The organism is Pseudomonas sp. GW823-FHT06E10 (assembly GCF_058794995.1).
Genome location: NZ_JBXAHJ010000003.1, coordinates 65,361 through 82,634 on the forward strand (window position 1 = coordinate 65,361; position 17,274 = coordinate 82,634).

Annotated in this window: 18 protein-coding genes; 8 read left to right on the forward strand and 10 right to left on the reverse strand. The window is 60.7% G+C overall.

The annotated features are described in order from the left end of the window. Positions 1-243 precede the first annotated feature (243 nt). The 3 genes from AC1Q6Y_RS05890 to AC1Q6Y_RS05900 all read left to right on the forward strand — a co-directional run bounded on the left by AC1Q6Y_RS05890 (position 244) and on the right by AC1Q6Y_RS05900 (position 3,114). A complete protein-coding gene (locus AC1Q6Y_RS05890; RefSeq protein ID WP_340317504.1) occupies positions 244-642 on the forward strand; it encodes a hypothetical protein in 399 nt (132 codons plus the stop codon). 332 nt (positions 643-974) lie between these two features. Then, positions 975-2,147: an acetyltransferase domain-containing protein gene (locus tag AC1Q6Y_RS05895; protein ID WP_492624169.1), complete on the forward strand. Its 1,173-nt coding sequence runs from the start codon at positions 975-977 to the stop codon at positions 2,145-2,147. 199 nt (positions 2,148-2,346) lie between these two features. Next, complete coding sequence (locus AC1Q6Y_RS05900; RefSeq protein WP_349736895.1) at positions 2,347-3,114, forward strand: metallophosphoesterase; 768 nt, start codon at positions 2,347-2,349, stop codon at positions 3,112-3,114. An 8-nt stretch (positions 3,115-3,122) separates the two neighbouring features. Here AC1Q6Y_RS05900 and AC1Q6Y_RS05905 read toward each other — a convergent pair whose 3' ends face one another. Continuing rightward, positions 3,123-4,076: a LysR family transcriptional regulator gene (locus AC1Q6Y_RS05905; protein ID WP_090456093.1), complete on the reverse strand. Its 954-nt coding sequence runs from the start codon at positions 4,074-4,076 to the stop codon at positions 3,123-3,125. 143 nt (positions 4,077-4,219) lie between these two features. Here AC1Q6Y_RS05905 and AC1Q6Y_RS05910 point away from each other — a divergent pair, with 143 nt between their 5' ends. Together AC1Q6Y_RS05910 and AC1Q6Y_RS05915 are read left to right on the forward strand one after the other, a co-directional pair. Continuing rightward, on the forward strand, positions 4,220-5,398 hold the full coding sequence (locus tag AC1Q6Y_RS05910; protein WP_154908537.1) for a M20 aminoacylase family protein: 1,179 nt from the start codon (positions 4,220-4,222) through the stop codon (positions 5,396-5,398). Between the two features lie 38 nt (positions 5,399-5,436). Next, on the forward strand, positions 5,437-6,735 hold the full coding sequence (locus AC1Q6Y_RS05915) for an MFS transporter (protein ID WP_090456097.1): 1,299 nt from the start codon (positions 5,437-5,439) through the stop codon (positions 6,733-6,735). 64 nt (positions 6,736-6,799) lie between these two features. On the opposite strand, the gene AC1Q6Y_RS05920 is transcribed toward AC1Q6Y_RS05915, so the two are convergent. Continuing rightward, positions 6,800-7,000, reverse strand: a complete 201-nt coding sequence (locus AC1Q6Y_RS05920) for a YbdD/YjiX family protein (RefSeq protein ID WP_090456099.1) — start codon at positions 6,998-7,000, stop codon at positions 6,800-6,802. Positions 7,001-7,199: 199 nt separating this feature from the next. Between AC1Q6Y_RS05920 and ahr the strand changes: the two genes are divergently transcribed. Then, positions 7,200-8,231, forward strand: a complete 1,032-nt coding sequence (gene ahr, locus AC1Q6Y_RS05925; RefSeq protein ID WP_154861946.1) for an NADPH-dependent aldehyde reductase Ahr — start codon at positions 7,200-7,202, stop codon at positions 8,229-8,231. Positions 8,232-8,356: 125 nt separating this feature from the next. On the opposite strand, the gene AC1Q6Y_RS05930 is transcribed toward ahr, so the two are convergent. The 5 genes from AC1Q6Y_RS05930 to AC1Q6Y_RS05950 form a co-directional block, all read right to left on the reverse strand. After that, positions 8,357-9,907 carry an ArnT family glycosyltransferase gene (locus tag AC1Q6Y_RS05930; protein ID WP_492624170.1) on the reverse strand — a complete coding sequence of 517 codons (1,551 nt, stop codon included), beginning with the start codon at positions 9,905-9,907 and terminating at the stop codon, positions 8,357-8,359. A 3-nt stretch (positions 9,908-9,910) separates the two neighbouring features. Further along, a complete protein-coding gene (locus AC1Q6Y_RS05935) occupies positions 9,911-10,189 on the reverse strand; it encodes a lipid-A-disaccharide synthase N-terminal domain-containing protein (RefSeq protein WP_150754601.1) in 279 nt (92 codons plus the stop codon). Then, complete coding sequence (locus AC1Q6Y_RS05940; protein WP_090456107.1) at positions 10,186-10,926, reverse strand: glycosyltransferase family 2 protein; 741 nt, start codon at positions 10,924-10,926, stop codon at positions 10,186-10,188. Before AC1Q6Y_RS05940 ends, AC1Q6Y_RS05935 begins: the two co-directional genes overlap by 4 nt. Before the next feature lie 48 nt (positions 10,927-10,974). After that, positions 10,975-11,952, reverse strand: coding sequence for an NAD-dependent epimerase (locus AC1Q6Y_RS05945; RefSeq protein ID WP_492624171.1), 978 nt, complete (start codon positions 11,950-11,952; stop codon positions 10,975-10,977). 198 nt (positions 11,953-12,150) lie between these two features. Continuing rightward, entirely contained in the window at positions 12,151-12,771 is a 621-nt protein-coding gene (locus AC1Q6Y_RS05950; protein ID WP_492624172.1) for a cell wall hydrolase, read from the reverse strand. Positions 12,772-12,913: 142 nt separating this feature from the next. Between AC1Q6Y_RS05950 and AC1Q6Y_RS05955 the strand changes: the two genes are divergently transcribed. Continuing rightward, the gene (locus tag AC1Q6Y_RS05955) at positions 12,914-13,765 is read left to right on the forward strand and encodes a CAP domain-containing protein (protein WP_492624173.1); all 852 of its coding nucleotides are present in this window, start codon (positions 12,914-12,916) and stop codon (positions 13,763-13,765) included. A gap of 61 nt (positions 13,766-13,826) precedes the next feature. After that, positions 13,827-14,282, forward strand: a complete 456-nt coding sequence (locus tag AC1Q6Y_RS05960) for a hypothetical protein (protein ID WP_492624174.1) — start codon at positions 13,827-13,829, stop codon at positions 14,280-14,282. A gap of 365 nt (positions 14,283-14,647) precedes the next feature. Here AC1Q6Y_RS05960 and AC1Q6Y_RS05965 read toward each other — a convergent pair whose 3' ends face one another. The 3 genes from AC1Q6Y_RS05965 to AC1Q6Y_RS05975 are packed head-to-tail and all read right to left on the reverse strand — an operon-like array spanning position 14,648 to position 17,239. Beyond that, positions 14,648-14,797, reverse strand: a complete 150-nt coding sequence (locus AC1Q6Y_RS05965) for a DUF2474 domain-containing protein (RefSeq protein WP_429521465.1) — start codon at positions 14,795-14,797, stop codon at positions 14,648-14,650. Further along, on the reverse strand, positions 14,784-15,800 hold the full coding sequence (gene cydB, locus AC1Q6Y_RS05970) for a cytochrome d ubiquinol oxidase subunit II (RefSeq protein WP_090456116.1): 1,017 nt from the start codon (positions 15,798-15,800) through the stop codon (positions 14,784-14,786). Before cydB ends, AC1Q6Y_RS05965 begins: the two co-directional genes overlap by 14 nt. 17 nt (positions 15,801-15,817) lie before the next feature. Next, positions 15,818-17,239 carry a cytochrome ubiquinol oxidase subunit I gene (locus AC1Q6Y_RS05975; RefSeq protein WP_150814423.1) on the reverse strand — a complete coding sequence of 474 codons (1,422 nt, stop codon included), beginning with the start codon at positions 17,237-17,239 and terminating at the stop codon, positions 15,818-15,820. Positions 17,240-17,274 lie beyond the last annotated feature (35 nt).

Genomic DNA, 17,274 nt, shown 5'->3' on the forward strand with positions numbered 1-17,274 from the left:
TACTGGACGCATGACCAGTTGAATCCACAGTCGTTTACTGGCGTTCACTAAAGGCAGTAAACCGCCAGGAACGGTTATCGAGATAGCGAACCTAAAAGGGGCCGCACACTGGCGCCGTTAGCTATTTAAGCAGCGGCCCCTAGAACTTTTCTCTATTTATCGGTCTATGTGGATAGCCACATCCGTTCGGTAAACGCGAACCCGCAGGCTCCCCCACAAATCAACCAGAGGTTGTCTTCGCTCATGAAATTCCATGACCCACGGATGGTGCTCTTCGGCCTGTTCGCGTTCGCGGCAGTGGGCTCGGCATCAGCAACACAGATGAAGACCTCAACCCCTGTTTTAGCACCTGAAGTCGCAGTCGTTCAGGTGCCGGCCCAGACTGCCGGCAATCCTTGGCCGACCTTGGCCAGCATGGCCGGCAAGCAACCAGGGCCGTTGCTTGCCCATGACGACCGATACTGGCATGACGGCCGCTGGCACTCTCGTAGAGACGATTGGCGCCGTGACGACTGGCGTAGAGATAACTGGCGCAGAGAGCAGGCCCGCCGCGAAGCAGAACGCCAACGTTATTGGGAACGCCACCATGATCGGGCCATGCGGCACCGCTATGAGGACGATCGCCGCTACTATCGTCGCTAGTGCGACGCCAAGAGCAATTCGCCTGCAACACCGGCGATGCACCGCCAACCTGCGAAACCGGCCCGAAACAGCTGTACTCGCTCATCGGGTTGTAGAAGCTGGCTAGAAACGTCGACGAGGTACGAGCGACTCCCTATCGCCCTCCTCGCCGGCGTTGAAGGCAATATGCAAACGATCATGGCTATGCTGCCGCCCTCCTCCAGTTCCGATGACGCCGAGCCACCCCATGCGAATACACACGCGGCAGGCATACATGTTATGTTATATCTTATATAACCATGAACTGTCAGTCGCCACTGGCAGAGCCGTCCACCCCCTGCTTGCGACATTCGATGACAACTTCTACTCACATCCCCCCCATCACAAGCTTGAACCAACGCCTGCTGTCCATTGATGCCCTGAGGGGATTGGTAATCCTCCTTATGCTGCTGGATCACGTGCGCGAAACGTTCTTTTTGCACCGTCAAGTAGCAGACCCCATGGACATCGAATCCACTGAGCCGGCGCTGTTTTTCAGCCGCACACTTGCTCATTTGTGTGCGCCGGTGTTCATACTGCTCACTGGACTTTCCGCTTACCTGTATGGCCAAAAGCACCAGGGCAAGGGCGATGTGTCAGCCTTTTTGTTCAAGCGCGGTCTATTGCTGGTACTGCTGGAGTTCACCCTGGTGAATTTCGCCTGGACATTTCAGCTCCCCCCTACGGCGATCTACATGCAAGTGATTTGGGCCATTGGCATCTGCATGATTGCCCTGGCCGGATTGGTTTGGTTACCCAGGCCCATTCTGTGCTGCCTGGGCCTGGTGATCGTGGCCGGGCACAATCTGCTGGATAATCTGCACTTCGCGACAGGCTCGCCCATGCATATACCCTGGGCCATTTTGCATGATCGCGGCTGGATCGATGTCTGCGACAGCTTACGTCTGCGCACCTCTTATCCTGTGCTTCCCTGGATCGGTGTGATCGCCCTTGGATACAGTATCGGCCCCTGGTTTGCTGGCCAGGTTCTGGCCGCGGAGCGTCAACGTACTCTGCTGCTTGCCGGGGCCGGGACATTGGTCGGATTTGTCGCACTGCGAGCAGTCAATGGTTATGGCGAGGTGCATTGGGTCGCTCATGAAGGCATCACGCAAACCCTCATGAGCTTCTTCAACATTACAAAATACCCGCCCTCCCTGTTGTTCCTTTTGCTGACGTCGGGCATTGGCCTGTTACTGCTTCGTGCCTTGGAACAGGCTCAACAACGCAAGTGGGTCAATGCATTGGCAGTCTTTGGCGGGGCGCCGATGTTCTTCTACTTGCTCCACCTTTACGTACTCAAGGCGCTGTATCTGGTCAGCGTGGCGTTGTTCGGATTGAACCAGGGAAATTTTTTCGGTTTCGACAGCATTTGGGCTGTGTGGCTGACGGCGGTGCTCCTGGCTTTATCCCTGTACTTACCCGTGCGCTGGTTCGCGGCATTGAAGGCACGCCGTCGCGATATCAGATGGCTCAAATACTTCTGATCAGGGCATTTGCTCACAAAAGTGGCCCCTGGAGAGCAATGCCAGTCAGGTAAGCGTTTGAACGCCTCCCAGAGGGATGGTGGCAGGTCGTTGGATCAGCGTTCACTGAAGATCAAAACTGTGGGCGGCAGACTTGTGGCAACGGGTTATCAACGCGTAAGTTGATGACCTGCCCTTAACGACACGCCGGAGTTGATCCATGCGCATCGCCTTGCTGTCCGACATGCACCTGTCCGTCAATACGATCCCGTTTCCCGTCGTGGATGCCGATATTGTCGTGCTCGCCGGGGACATCGCCCGGCCGGCCAAGGCTATCGAGTGGGCCAGAGCCTGCCCGGTTCCACTGCTGTACGTGGCAGGCAATCACGAGTTTTATGGCAGTGACCTGGTCTCCACCTACGAACAGTTGAACAGCCTGACGCAAGGTACGCAGATCCACATTCTGGAACGTTCGGAGTACGTCCACGACGGCGTGCGTTTTCTCGGCTGCACCTTGTGGTCTGACTATCGCCTTCTCGACAGCCCCGAGGACCGGACGCTGGGCATCGATCTGGCGACCCGGCTGATTCGTGACTTCAGCCACATCAAGATCGCCCCCGATTTCCCTGACCTGTTCACGCCGGCCATTTCCCAGCTGGTGTTTCTGCAGACGGTCGCCTGGCTGGAAGACTGCTTCAAGCGCGACAGCAGCACACCCACGGTGGTGGTCTCTCATTTCGCCCCGACAAAATCGAGCATCAGCCCGACCTTTGCCGCTTCGCCGATCAACTCAAGCTTTGTCTCGGACCTCGAAGCGCGGATCAAGGACTGGCAGCCGGCACTGTGGCTGCATGGCCATACCCATGGCAGCTTTGATTATCGAGTGGGTAACACCCGCGTGATCTGCAACCCCCGGGGCTATGCCAAGAATGGCATCAATGAAAATCCTGATTTCGATGATGCCTTCGTGATCGATCTGGATCTGTGAAGCGACCCTCAAATCAACAGTTCCAGCGTATCGAACAGTTCGACATCTTCCGGCCGTGTCGACCGGGCGCGGCGGCGGATGACCTGGAACAGGCAGTCGACGAAGCATTGCCCGGCGACCCCCAACTGGGCATTGCGCGGGGTGACGATGCCGATGGTGTCGGTGGCGAAGGTTTCCGCCAGCGCCAGGCGCCCCACCCGTTCGCGGTAGCCCGGGATGGTGAGCATCGGCTCCGGGAAGTAACTGAGCATGTCTGTCTGCTCCACCAATGAAAGCGTCAACTGCGGTGAATGCGCGCGGTGGATGTGTTGCATATCGATCTGCGCACCGTGTTGCCAAAACAACTCGGTCATCAAACCTTCATGGCTGGCATCCGGGTAGTTGACCACCCAATCCTGATCCAGCAAATCGTGGATCGAGCGGCTGTCGCGCCGTGGATGCTCATGGCGGGCCACCACGGCCATGCGGTAAGACAGAATCTGCTCGCTGACGAACTCCGGGCGCGGCAGCAGTGATGACACCAACCCCACTGCAAACTCCATGGTGCCGTCGCGCAATCGCGGCAACGTCACCGCCATCAAGCCTTCGAAAATCTCCAGGCGTACCCGTGGCATGCGCTGGCGGAATAGCGTCACGACCTCGGGTAACAAGGTCATGCCCATCCACGGCGAAATGCCGAGGCGCAACTGCCCTTCGGCCTGGTCGCTCAGGTGTGCCAGTTCCAGTTGCGCGCGTTCGAGTTGGCTGAGCATCTGCCGCGCATGCTGCAACAGTGACTGACCGTAGGTGGTCAGCACCACACCGCTGGCATTGCGCAACAGCAGTGGCAGGTTCAAGTGTTCCTCCAGCTCGCGCAACGCCTTGGCCACTGCCGTCTGCGACACCCCCAGTTGCCGCGCCGCCGCACGAATGCTGCCGCAGTCGGCAATCATCACCAGCGCCCGCAATTGATGCAGCTTCATCCCTTCCTCCTGATGCACCAGGGTGTAAACCAGCGGTTTTCAGCCCACCTTTTTTGCGACTGCCGCGACATTCGCCAACTCATTAGCATCACAGGGTATCAGTCCAACAGCCGAAAACGACCAATAAAAACGAGGAGAATCTGATGACCGATTTGCCCGCCCTGCCCGGCATTCGTGCACTCGAAGAAGAGATGATCGCCCTGCGCCGACACATCCACGCCCATCCGGAATTGAGCTTTGAAGAGTTCGCCACCGCTGACCTGGTGGCGAGCAAGCTCCAGGCCTGGGGTTACCAGGTACATCGCGGCCTGGGCGGCACCGGTGTGGTCGGGCTGTTGCGCCAAGGCTCCAGCGGCAAAACGATCGGCCTGCGCGCCGACATGGATGCGCTGCCGATCATCGAGCAGACCGGGTTGCCCTACTCCAGCCGCCACGAAGGCGTGATGCACGCCTGCGGTCACGACGGGCACACGGCGATGCTGCTGGCGGCCGCCCGTTACCTGGCCGAGAGCCGAGAGTTCGACGGCTCGCTGGTGGTGATTTTCCAGCCGGCCGAGGAAGGCGACGGCGGCGCTCGGCGCATGCTCGATGACGGTCTGTTCGAGCTGTTCCCCTGCGACGCGGTGTTCGCGATGCACAACATGCCAGGACTGCCGGTGGGCAAACTGGGCTTCCTCGCTGGCCCGTTCATGGCCTCGACCGACACCGTGACCATTCGGGTCGACGGCGTTGGCGGTCACGGCGCCATGCCGCACAAGGCCGTTGACCCGGTACTGGCCGGCTCGGCCATCGTCATGGCATTACAAAGCATTGTCTCGCGCAATGTCGCGCCGCTCGACACAGCGGTTGTGACCGTCGGCGCGTTCCACGCCGGGATTGCCGCCAACGTGATTCCCGATCACGCCGAGTTGCAGTTGAGCGTGCGTGCGCTCAAGGCGCAGGTGCGTGACGAGCTGATTGTACGGATCACCGCCGTGGCCGAGGCCCAGGCTACGAGTTTCGGCGCCCGCGCCACGGTGACGGTCGACGAGGCGCAACGCTTCCCGGCTCTGTTGAATCATCCCGAAAGCACCGAGTTCGCCCGGCAAGTAGCGCTTGATTGGGTGGGCGAAGACGGCTTGATCGCGAACATGCAACCGCTGACCGGGAGTGAGGATTTCGCCGTGATGCTGGAGCGTTGCCCCGGTTGTTATTTGCTGATCGGCAACGGTGATGGCGAAGGCGGCTGCATGGTGCATAACCCCGGCTACGACTTCAACGATGACTGCCTGCCGACAGGTGCGAGCTACTGGGTGCGGCTGGTCGAGACCTTCCTGGCCTGACCTCATCCCTATCGCCCTCGTCTTCTGGAGTTCGTCAAATGTCCACTCCCGTTTCTACCGCCATGCCTGATACCGCTGCGACCCGGCAGCCGATTGGTGCGAAAGCCATCGCCGCCATCACCATCGGCTCCGGTCTCGAGTTCTACGATTTTTCCGTCTACAGCTTCTTCGCCACACTGATCGGTCGCCAGTTTTTCCCGGTCGAGAGCACGCTCGGGCAATTGCTGCTGTCCCTGGCGACCTTTGGTGTCGGTTTCGGCATGCGCCCCATCGGTGGCCTGGTACTCGGCGCCTATGCCGACCGGGTCGGGCGCAAACCGGCGATGATGCTCACCCTGTGGCTGATGGCGCTGGGTTCGCTGTTGTTCACCATCGCCCCCACCTATGCGCAGATCGGCGTCTTCGCACCGTTGATCATTGTGCTGGCACGCCTGATCCAGGGCTTCGCCATCGGCGGTGAGGTCGGTGCCTCTACGGCAATGCTGATGGAACACGCCGATGACAGAAGCCGTGGGTTCTACGGCAGTTGGCAGCTGTTCAGCCAGGGCTTGAGCTTTCTGCTCGGCGCACTGGTGGCCCTGGCACTGAGCTCGTCCCTGCCGCCCGAGGCGCTGGAGAGCTGGGGTTGGCGGGTGCCGTTTGCCCTCGGGATGCTGGTGATCCCGGTCGGCATTTATATCCGTCGTCACCTCAAGGAAACCGCCGCCGAACAAGGTCATGAAGCGTTCTCCAGCGTGCGGGTGATCTTCACCGGCTACCGTCGCCTGATCGTGACCGGGGTGCTGTTGGTGATCGGTAGCACCGCGTCCAGCTACATCGTGCTCGATTACATGACCAACTACACGGTCACGGTGCTGCACCTACCGATGACCATGGGCACCACCGCCGCCTGCCTCGGCGCGCTGGTGCAGATCAGCCTGTCGATCTGGGCCGGCCGGCTCAGCGACCGTATCGGCCGGCGCCGCACCATCGCTCTGGGCAGTATCCCGATGCTGTTGCTGATCTATCCGGCGTTCATGCTGATGAACCAGTTCCCGACGCTCGGCATGCTGCTGGCCGTCTCGTTGGTCACCACCCTGTTGCTGGTGTTGATCACCGTGCCGACCCTGGTGTTGGTCACTGAACTGTTCCCAAGGGCGATTCGCGCCACCGGGTTATCGATCATCTATTGCCTGGGTGTCTCGGTGTTCGGCGGCTTCGCGCAGTTTTTCGCCACCGGTTTGATCGGCCTGACCGGCAATAACAACGCCCCGGCGCTGTATGTCATGGCGTGCCTGTGCCTGACCTTGATCGGGCTGGCGATGGTCAAGGAAACGGCCGGCAAGCCACTCGATTAGGCCGTTGTGACCATGACGGGCGTATGCGTCGGATTCTTTCAAACCGCGCATACGCCCAACGCCTTCAACAACACCGCGTATTGCATTTGCCCCGGCCAAAACGCGCTTCCTGGCGTTCGCGGAAAAACATCTCATAGCTCATGACTGGCTCGCCCGGACGGTTGCGGGCCATTTGTGCCACGTAGTTGTCGTACTCGGGAACGCCCACCATCAATCGGGCGCTCTGGCTGAACAATCTGGCGATCTGCTGCAGTTTGCTGAACATGACTGATCTCTCTGTATGCGTGGGACCTGGCCCATGAAACCGCGTTCATGTATCTGCACTGTGTCCACATCGGGCGCCTTTGTATTTTCATGTATCCAGGCTCGCACCCGATGGAACGCCGGCAACCCGCTACACTTTCCTCGCTCCGCCGCGGCACCAAAGCGGTCAAGACCCCTGACTTCTGATCTGGAGGTATCCCATGAGCGACAGCAGCGAACTCACCACCTTTACCGGCTGGGCCGCCACCGCAGCGGGCGCGCCACTGGAACGCTACAGCTACGATCCCGGTCCGTTGGGCAACGACGAGGTGGAAGTCGCCGTGGAATATTGCGGCGTCTGCCACTCCGACCAGTCGTTGATCGACAACGATTGGGGTATCAGCCACTACCCGTTTATCCCCGGCCATGAGGTGGTCGGCCGTATCGTGCGGCTGGGCGACCAGGTTCGCGGTCTGGAAATGGGGCAACGGGTGGGCATCGGTTGGTACAAGGGCAGTTGCATGCATTGCACCTCGTGCATCGAAGGTTCCCATAACCTGTGTCGCACCGTGCAACCGACCATCATCGGCAGCAATGGCGGCTTTGCCGACCGCATTCGTTCGCACTGGGCCTGGGCCCTGCCGATCCCGGCCGGACTCGATCCGGCAATGGCCGGGCCGCTGTTCTGTGCCGGTTCGACCGTGTTCAACCCGCTGTTGGAATTCGGCATCAAGCCCACTGACCGGGTCGGCGTGGTGGGTATTGGCGGTCTCGGTCACCTGGCGCTGCGTTTTCTCAACGCCTGGGGCTGCGAAGTCACGGCGTTCACCTCATCGCTGAGCAAGCAGGACGAAGCCAGGCGCCTGGGCGCACACAAGGTGGTCGCCTCGACCGATACCAATGCGCTCAATGCCATTGCCGGCACCCTGGATTTTCTGCTGGTCACCGCCAACGCCAACCTCGACTGGAGCGCCATGCTCGCCACCCTGCGCGGCAAGGGTCGCCTGCACTTTGTCGGCGTCGTGCCCGATGCCATACCGATGCACGTGTTCGAGCTGATTCCCCAGCAAAAAACCATGTCCGCCTCACCGGTCGGCTCGCCCGCCAACACCGCGACCATGCTGGAGTTCTGCGCACGCCACCAGATTGTGCCGCAGGTCGAGATGTTTCCCATGAGCCGCGTCAACGAGGCCATCGATCACTTGCGCAGTGGCAAGGCGCGCTACCGCGTGGTGCTGGACGCCAGTCAGTGACCTTGTAGGAGCTGGCTTGTCGGGTCGCCGCATCGCAGCGATGGTCGTTAACGATAACGCGCGTGAGCTGGATAAACGCGGCGCATTTGAGTCCATCGCCGGCAAGCCGGCTCCTACAAATCCCCTCAGGGATTGGCTACCTGCGCAGGCGCGAATGGCATGTGCGTATCATTCCAGGTGAACCGATAGGCTTTGCCGGCTTCTTGCGGCAGGCATTTGCCGTTATCGGCATCCGCGCCCACGATCGACCAGTTCGCCCGGGCGTTTTCCCCCAATTCACGGGCCGCTTCGGGTTTGAAGCACTGGTTCAGTACGTCATCCGGCACCAATGCATAGGCCTTGGGGTGTTCGCGCAGATACCGCGCGGCCTTTTCGATGGTCGAATTGTCCATGCCGAAATGCACGATCGGTTGCCGGGCGAACAACCAGTGCCCCTCCTCCCAGTTGACCAGCACCAGATCGGCGCCCCGGGTCATGGACGCCGCCTGGGTCATGAGCACCTGATCGACGTTGGTGCCGTCCTTGAGCGGTTCGATGAAACCACGGGCGAACCACAACGCGAACCAGGTCGCCACCAATGCCGGGAACACCCGACGCATACGCGGGTGCCGTTTGAACCAGCGCCTGAGCAGCCACGGGATCAACGGCGCGGCGACCAGCACCAGCCCAGGCAGCGCCGGGTAGATGTACAACTTGCGCTTGCCTGTGCTGATGCAGAAAAACAGCACCACCAGCACCACCCAACCGAGCAACACCAAGACCCGGCCGTCGCGTTTTTGCAACTGACGGCGCCAGGCCGGCACCAGCCATGGCAGCACCAGCACCAGTGGTAGCCAATACTGCGGGATTACGTTGGTGAAGAAATACCAGAACGGTTCGCGGTGATGCCACGCGGCGGCATAGCGGCCTGCGGTCTGGCGCAGGAGGATCTCCCGCGCATAGGCAACTTCGTCCGCGCTGCCATTGAAGAGGATGGACAAGGCCAGGGGCAACAGCCAGATCGCGATGGCGCCAAGCATCAGCGCAAACCCGAGCAACCACTTGCGCGCCTCGCCCGGCATCGCCACCACACCGGGCCAGCCTTTGCGCACCCCATAGGCGTAGGGAATCAGCAACAGCGCCGGCAGGAAACCCACACCTTTGGTGATCACGCCAATGCCCATGGCCGCGCAGCCCGCGTAGAACCAGCGCCACGCAGGTCCCAGCAGCAGGTGCCGCGCCAGACCGTACAGGCCCAGGGAGGTGAACAGAATCAAGAAGCTGTCGATCTGACCGGTGCGCAGGATGCTGTAGGTCTGGTAGGTCGCCAGGTACAACAGCGCGGCGTTGCGCCCGGTACGCTGGGTCCACAGGCGACGGCCCAGGTCATAAACCATCGCCGTGACCGTCACCGCCGAAAACAGTCCCGGGATATAAAGCGCGATGTTGGGTTTGCCGGACAGCCAGGTGAAGAACGCCACCGTCCACATGAAAATCGGCGGCTTGTCGCCGTAGATCTCGGCGGCCCGGTGCGGGATCAGCCACGAGCCGTTCTGCAGCATCTCCAGCGCGACACCGAGGAAACGCTCTTCGTCCACATTCTGAGCCTGACGCAGCCCCATGCCCGCGCCGATCAGCAACAGGGCAAGCAGCATCAGACCCAGGCACTCGACCCTGGGCGACAACGATCTACGCATTGCTTATTCCTTTACGCTTCTGCTTTTGGCAATCAATTGCAGGTTGCGAAAATAGACCAGGGAGCCAAACGCCTGCCCGACGATGAACACCGGGTCCTGGCGGTAAATGGCATAGGCGAGCAACAAGGTGCTGCCGACGATGCTCAGGTACCAGAAGTTGGTCGGGATCACGCTGCGTTTCTTGTACTCGCTGTACAACCACTGCAAGACAAACCGCCCGGTAAAGGCAGCCTGACCGGCAAAGCCGACCAGCAGCCACAGGGTTTCACGGGTCAGAATCATCCTTCGAGCTCCTGGGCCTGGGTGTTCAGGCGCGTGCGTTTGATCAGCCACCAGACGCCGATCAGGTCAAGAATGCCAACCAGCGCGCGGTCGAGGTTGCCGTATTTCGACACCCCGGCCGTGCGCGGACGGTGGTTGACCGGGTGCACGATCATGCGCCCGTTATGACGCTGGATCAGCGCCGGAATATAGCGATGCATGTGGTCGAAGTACGGCAGACGCAAGAACGCCGCGCGCTCGATCAGCTTCAGGCCACAACCGGTGTCCGGGGTCGCGTCCTTGAGCAGGCGCCGGCGCAGGTTGTTGGCGAACCGCGAGGCGTAGCGCTTGCTCGCGGTGTCACGGCGATTGACCCGGTGCCCGGCCACCAGTTGTACATCGACCTTGCCCGGTTCGCCGCGCACCAGCGCCAGCATGCCGGGAATGTCCGCCGGGTCGTTCTGGCCGTCGCCATCGAGGGTCGCCAGCCACTGCCCGCGTGCCTCACGGGCCGCGTGGTACAGCGAGGTGCTCTGCCCCAGCGACCGCTCGTGATGCAAGATGCGCAAGGTGTTCAAGCCGTCATGGCGGATCTGCCGCAGTTCCTGCAGGGTCGAATCGGTGCTGCCATCGTCGACCACGATGATTTCGTAAGCCTCATCGGCCAGTGCCACGCGGACTTCTTCAAGCAATGGCTTGAGGTTGTTCGCTTCGTTCTTGGCGGGAATCACTACGGATACAAAAATGTCTTGGCTCATGGGGGCTCTCTCGCCTTTTTTGATTGTTCGAGATCAGAGGCGAACGCTTCAAATCTGATAGAACTGCCGATACCACTTCACGAATTCACCGACGCCGGTTTCCAGCGTCACCTGCGGGCTGAAGCCCACCCAATCGGCCAGCGTCGAGACATCGGCCCAGGTCTTGACCACGTCACCGGCCTGCATTGGCAAGTAGTTGCGCCGGGCCTGCAGGTCCAGGGCTGATTCCAGGCACTCGACGAAATCCAGCAACGCCACCGGCATGCCGCGACCGATGTTGAAGAGCCGGTTGACCCCGGCGACAGAGCCTTCCGGCACCGGAGGCCTTGGCCGCAGTCGGGCGATCCCTTCGACAATGTCGTCGACAAAGGTAAAGTCGCGGTACATCTGCCCCTGGTTGTAAATGTCGATGGGCAGGCCTTTGAGGATGGCGTCGGTAAACCTGAACAGCGCCATATCCGGGCGACCCCACGGGCCGTAGACGGTAAAGAAGCGCAGGCCACTGGCTTTCAGGCCATACAAATGGCAGTAACTTTCAGCCAGCAGTTCATTGGCGCGCTTGCTGGCGGCGTACAGCGAAACGGGATGATCGACAGGGTCCTCGACACTGAACGGCATCTTGCTGTTGGCGCCGTACACCGAACTGCTCGAGGCGTAGATCAGATGCTCGGGGCGATGGTGCCGACAGGCTTCCAGCACATTGAGGAAACCCACCAGATTCGATTGCCCGTAGACATCCGGGTTGTCCAGCGAGTAGCGCACCCCGGCCTGTGCCGCCAGGTGCACCACCTCGGTAAAAGCGTGTTGTTGAAACAGGCTCATCAGGGCAGGTTTGTCGACGATGTCCATTTTCCGGAAGCGAAAACCCGGCAGAGTCTCCAGCACCTTGAGGCGTGCGTGCTTGAGTTCCACGTCGTAATAGTCGTTGAGGTTATCGATACCAACGACCTCCTGACCCTCGCGGCACAAGCGCTGGACCGTATGAAAGCCGATGAAACCGGCCGCACCGGTGACCAGTACGGTCATGGGAAACGCGCCGGCGACTGCGTTGCGATCAACGCGAGATGACTGATCCGGACCCTCGTCAACTTCATGTGTAGTCCCTGCTTATGGCTTCATTCGCGCACAGTTGCGTTATGAAGCTTATAAAACAGACACATTTCAGTTTGGATAACGCCTCGCGCCACCTCGAAAAAATAAAATACCCGGCCGAAAACACCGCGGTTATCTGGCCGATCCGCCATGGGGTTTGTAAAACCGGAACAAACCGATATCCACGGTCCTGATGTATTGTCTGGCCCAATCCGGCTTGACGGTACGATCATGGAAATACAGGGCACCCTGGGTGCGATCCGGCAGCTCCTTGTTCAGGGCCTTGCGCGCGATTTCCTTGGCCATCGCGTAAGGCACTTCTTCCTGGACCGAGTCGGACTTACCGTCGCACCACCAGGAAAACTGGCAACTCTTGGTTTCCGAACCCTGCTTGACCACTTTGCACACCGTGTCCGGAAAGCCCTCATGGCCCAGGCGATTCATGACCACGTTGGCCACTGCCTCCATGTCGGCGGCGTCCTTGCCCTTGGCTTCCCAGTAAATGGACCGGGCCAGGCAGGTGATCGCATCGTCCAGTGGCGCGGCGCCGGCCGGGTCGACAGCCTGGACTTCTGACGGGGTAATGGCTTCTGCCTTGGGCGCTGGTGCCGGGTTGTTGCTCTCGGCGGCTTTCTGTTCCAGCACCTCGGCCTTGTTCTCGGCCGACTCCTGCTTTTGCGCTTGATCCGCAGCGGGTACCGGGCCGGCAAGCAACGTCAGGGCGAGGCAGGTGGCGATCCAGTCGAAGCGCATGGTCGGTGTCACTTGGTGAGTGGTTCAATTGAGTCTAGTAGTGAAATGATTTCGCCCACCCCACTACACTCTGGATAAATCCGTTGTGTTAGATGGGCCAACTTCGCGCATCATGGGCGCAATCTGCTCAAGGGGGATTTTCATGGGTTTCATTTCATCCGCAATGCGTTTGGCCGGTGTATCACTGAGCCTGGTATTCGCCGCCAACGCCGTGGCGGCCGACGAAGCGCAATTGATCGAATCGATCAACGTCTACCGTAGCCAACCGCAGCGCTGCGCAGGCCAGGCTTCATCGGAGCTGCCACCCCTGTCGGCCGACCCGCGCCTGGTGCTGACCGCCCCGAACATCGGTAATCTGCAGCAGGCCATGGTCACTGCCGGTTATCCCATGAAGAATGTGCAAGCCATCAGCCTGTCCGGGCCTCGCGATGCCGCCTCGGCGATGAAGGCGATTCAGGAGAGCTTTTGCCAGATAGTCCTCGACCCGCAATTCGTCGATGTCGGCGTCAGCCGCCAGGACCGTGAATGGCGCATCGTGGTCGCACGGCCGTTGTTGAGCGCACGCCTGGGCGACGCGCAGGCCGAAGGCCAGAAGCTGCTGAGCGAACTCAACGCAGCACGCACCCGGCCACGCCAGTGCGGCGCGCAGTCCTTCGCCGCCGCGCCACCGCTGGCCTGGAACGCCGCGCTGGCCACCGCCGCCGAAAGCAACGCCCGCTCCATGGCCAACAACAACTACTTCGATCACAAGGACCGCGATGGCCGCACCCCGGGCGACCGCGCGGAACTGGCCGGCTACGACTTCCAGCAGATCGGCGAAAACATCGCCGCCGGCCAAGACACCGCACACAAGGTGGTCGAAGGCTGGCTGGCCAGCCCCGGCCATTGCGCCAACCTGATGAACCCACAGTTCCGCGAACTGGGCGCGGCTTACGCGACCGATCCGAAGAGCGATGCGGGGATTTACTGGACGGCGATGTTTGGGGCGCAGTGATGACAAGACTCTGAATGTGTCGCGGACGGGCCATCCAACGGGGCACCTGCAGGGGCGATGCTTGCTCGCGAAGGACGTCAACGATAACGCGGGTTGTCTGAATGCCCGCGTTGTCCTGGCGTTTTTCGCGAGCAAGCTCGCTCCTACACGGAAACGAGCTCAATTGCGGGCAGGCAGGCCGATGGGGCAGATCAAAATCAAAAGCCCGAGCTACCTCGTACCTGTAGGAGCGAGCCTGCTCGCGAAGGACATCAACGATAACGCGGGTTGTCTGAATGCCCGCGTTGCCCTGGCGTTTTTCGCGAGCAAGCTCGCTCCTACACGGAAACGAGCTCAATTGCGGGCAGGTAGGCCGATGGGGCAGATCAAAATCAAAAGCCCGAGCTACCTCGTACCTGTAGGAGCGAGCCTGCTCGCGATGGACGTCAACGATAACGCGGGTTGTCTGAATGCCCGCGTTGTTCAGACGTTTTTCGCGAGCAAGCTCGCTCCTACAGGGAAACGACTTCAATTGTGATCAGGCCGGCCGATAGGCCGCCTCGGGCGCTTTTGCGGTACACGCCCCCTCGTGAGGCCGAGCGGAGGTTCTGCGTAGTGGGCAACCCGGCATGGATGCCGGGTTAGCCGCCGCCGGCCATGGATGGCCGATGGCGGCGGGCCCACGGAGCAGGACCGGAGCGAGGGCATGCCGAGCCACAGCGAGGCACCGAACGTCAGGGGCAAGACCCCTTGGTTACTTGGGGCCGGGCGGCGCTCCGCTTTTCCAAGTGACCCGCTGTAAGAGCGGAACCATAGGTGGTCGTTACCGCAGGAATGGATATTCACCTAATCCAATCCATACATACGCATCAAAGTGAACTGGAACTCTTTAATGACTTGCCATCAGTGGCTACTCATCCCAGCCGCATGCATCAACATCCGCAATGCCCCCGCCACCACACCTAAGGCAACCACACTGCCCAACCAGATCACCACCAGCCACCCAAGTCGCTTGTACCAAGGTGCCCGTTCACAAGAATCAATGATAGCCATCGCCAATCCTCACCTTGCCGCGGAATACGTAATAGCTCCAGACCGTATACATCAGGATGATCGGCAGAATGAACAGCGCGCCGATCAGGATGAACAACTGGCTGGTTGGCGGTGACGCCGCTGCCCACAGGCTGATCGATGGCGGCACGATGTTCGGCCAGATGCTGAACGCCAGGCCGATGTAACCCAGGAACACCAGCATCAGGGTGAAGGCGAACGGCCAATGGGTGTGACGTTGGCGCAGGGTCCTGAGCAGGCCGAACATCGCCAGCAAAGCCAGCGCCGCCAGACCACCGAACACCGCCAGGTGCGCATGGGCAAACCAGCGCGTGGCGATTTCCGGATGGAGGATGGGCGTCCACACACAGATCACACCAATCACCGCCAACAGCAGCCAGGCCAGGGGACGGGTGAACAGGCGCATCCGCGATTCGAGCATGCCTTCGGTCTTGACCAGCAACCAGGTGCTGCCGAGCAGCGCATAAGCGACGATCAGACCGACACCGCAGAACAGCGGAAACGGTGCCAGCCAGTCCAGCGAACCGCCGGCGAACTGGCGATCGACCACCGGGATGCCGGCAATGTAAGTGCCGATCACCACGCCCTGGGAAAAGGTCGCCAGCAGCGAACCGCCGATGAACGCCATGTCCCAGACATGACGCTTTTCAGGGCTGGCCTTGAAACGGAACTCGAACGCCACACCGCGAAAGATCAAGCCGCACAACATCAGGATCAGCGGCAGGTACAGCGCTTCCAGAATCACCGAATAGGCCAGCGGGAAAGCGCCATACAGTGCCGCGCCGCCCAGCACCAGCCAGGTCTCGTTGCCATCCCAGACCGGTGCCACGGTGTTCATCATCACATCGCGCTCCTTCGCATCCGGGATCAGCGGAAACAGAATGCCCAACCCCAGGTCGAAGCCGTCCATGATCACGTACATCATCACGCCGAAGGCGATGATCACGCCCCAGATCAGCGATAAATCGATACCTTGAATACCCATGACTCAACTCCCTTCCTTCAATTGACGCGGGCGTCGGTTTCGAGAATTTCAGCGTCGGCGGACAGCGGCCGGCGCGGTGTGACCAGCTGATCGGAGTGCCCGTCGACCGGATGCCCGTGATGGGGCTGCGGTCCTTTGCCGACCAGTTTCATCATGTAGCCGATGCCCACCGTGAACACCGAGAAATAAATCACCACGAACAGCGCCAGCGAGATGCTCAACTGCGCGACGCTGTGATTGGACGCGGCATCGGCGGTACGCAGCAGGCCATACACCACCCACGGCTGACGCCCGACTTCGGTGGTGATCCACCCGGCCAGCATGGCGATCAGGCCACTTGGCCCCATCCACAACATCAGGCGCAGGAACCAGCGATTGCGGTAGATGGCGCCGCTGCGACGCAGGGCCAGGCCGAGCACGCCGGCCAGCACCATCAACATGCCCAGCCCGGCCATGACGCGGAAACTCCAGAAGACCACCGTCGCATTGGGTCGGTCCTCTTTCGGGAAGCTCTTGAGCGCCGGGATCTGCTTGTCGAGGCTGTGGGTCAGGATCAGGCTGCCCAGGTACGGAATCTCGATGGCGTACCTGGTTTTCTCGGCCTGCATGTCGGGGATGCCGAACAGCACCAGGGGCGTGGCTTCGCTCCCGTTGTTTTCCCAGTGCCCTTCGATGGCAGCGATCTTCGCCGGTTGATGTTCCAGGGTGTTCAAGCCGTGGGCGTCACCGACCACCGCCTGGATCGGGCAGACGATCAAGGCCATCCACAACGCCATCGACAGCATCTTGCGCACTTGTTTGGTGTCGTTGCCGCGCAGCAGGTGCCACGCCGCCGACGAGCCGACAAAGAATGCCGTGGCCACGAACGCGGCAATCGCCATGTGCGCCAGGCGGTACGGGAACGACGGGTTGAACACGATGGCCAGCCAGTCCAGCGGCATCACCCGACCGTCGACGATCTCGAAGCCCTGGGGCGTTTGCATCCAGCTGTTGGACGCAAGAATCCAGAAGGTCGAAATCAGGGTGCCGATGGCGACCATGACCGTCGAAAAGAAGTGCAAGCCACGCCCTACCCGGTTCCAGCCGAACAGCATGACCCCGAGGAAACCGGCCTCGAGGAAGAACGCCGTGAGCACTTCATAGGTCAGCAACGGCCCGGTGATGCTGCCGGCGAAGTCGGAGAAACGGCTCCAGTTGGTGCCAAACTCGTAGGCCATGACCAACCCCGAGACCACGCCCATGCCGAAGTTGACGGCGAAGATCTTCGACCAGAAATGGTAGAGATCGCGGTAGGTATCGTTGTGGGTCTTCAGCCAAAGTCCTTCGAGCACCGCCAGGAAGCTGGCCAGCCCGATGGTGATGGCGGGAAAGATAATGTGGAACGAAACCGTGAACGCGAATTGAATGCGCGCCAGGTCCAGTGCCTCCAGGTTAAACATGTCGATATCCTCATTGCGGCTGAAAAACGGCGGCA

Excerpts from the sequence above, each read along its gene's own strand:
- AC1Q6Y_RS05890 (WP_340317504.1), top strand. The coding sequence starts at position 244 with ATGAAATTCCATGACCCACGGATGGTGCTCTTCGGCCTGTTCGCGTTC.
- AC1Q6Y_RS05895 (WP_492624169.1), top strand. The coding sequence starts at position 975 with ATGACAACTTCTACTCACATCCCCCCCATCACAAGCTTGAACCAACGC.
- AC1Q6Y_RS05900 (WP_349736895.1), top strand. The coding sequence starts at position 2,347 with ATGCGCATCGCCTTGCTGTCCGACATGCACCTGTCCGTCAATACGATC.
- AC1Q6Y_RS05905 (WP_090456093.1), bottom strand. The coding sequence starts at position 4,076 with ATGAAGCTGCATCAATTGCGGGCGCTGGTGATGATTGCCGACTGCGGC.
- AC1Q6Y_RS05910 (WP_154908537.1), top strand. The coding sequence starts at position 4,220 with ATGACCGATTTGCCCGCCCTGCCCGGCATTCGTGCACTCGAAGAAGAG.
- AC1Q6Y_RS05915 (WP_090456097.1), top strand. The coding sequence starts at position 5,437 with ATGTCCACTCCCGTTTCTACCGCCATGCCTGATACCGCTGCGACCCGG.
- AC1Q6Y_RS05920 (WP_090456099.1), bottom strand. The coding sequence starts at position 7,000 with ATGTTCAGCAAACTGCAGCAGATCGCCAGATTGTTCAGCCAGAGCGCC.
- ahr (WP_154861946.1), top strand. The coding sequence starts at position 7,200 with ATGAGCGACAGCAGCGAACTCACCACCTTTACCGGCTGGGCCGCCACC.
- AC1Q6Y_RS05930 (WP_492624170.1), bottom strand. The coding sequence starts at position 9,907 with ATGCGTAGATCGTTGTCGCCCAGGGTCGAGTGCCTGGGTCTGATGCTG.
- AC1Q6Y_RS05935 (WP_150754601.1), bottom strand. The coding sequence starts at position 10,189 with ATGATTCTGACCCGTGAAACCCTGTGGCTGCTGGTCGGCTTTGCCGGT.
- AC1Q6Y_RS05940 (WP_090456107.1), bottom strand. The coding sequence starts at position 10,926 with ATGAGCCAAGACATTTTTGTATCCGTAGTGATTCCCGCCAAGAACGAA.
- AC1Q6Y_RS05945 (WP_492624171.1), bottom strand. The coding sequence starts at position 11,952 with ATGACCGTACTGGTCACCGGTGCGGCCGGTTTCATCGGCTTTCATACG.
- AC1Q6Y_RS05950 (WP_492624172.1), bottom strand. The coding sequence starts at position 12,771 with ATGCGCTTCGACTGGATCGCCACCTGCCTCGCCCTGACGTTGCTTGCC.
- AC1Q6Y_RS05955 (WP_492624173.1), top strand. The coding sequence starts at position 12,914 with ATGGGTTTCATTTCATCCGCAATGCGTTTGGCCGGTGTATCACTGAGC.
- AC1Q6Y_RS05965 (WP_429521465.1), bottom strand. The coding sequence starts at position 14,797 with ATGGCTATCATTGATTCTTGTGAACGGGCACCTTGGTACAAGCGACTT.
- cydB (WP_090456116.1), bottom strand. The coding sequence starts at position 15,800 with ATGGGTATTCAAGGTATCGATTTATCGCTGATCTGGGGCGTGATCATC.
- AC1Q6Y_RS05975 (WP_150814423.1), bottom strand. The coding sequence starts at position 17,239 with ATGTTTAACCTGGAGGCACTGGACCTGGCGCGCATTCAATTCGCGTTC.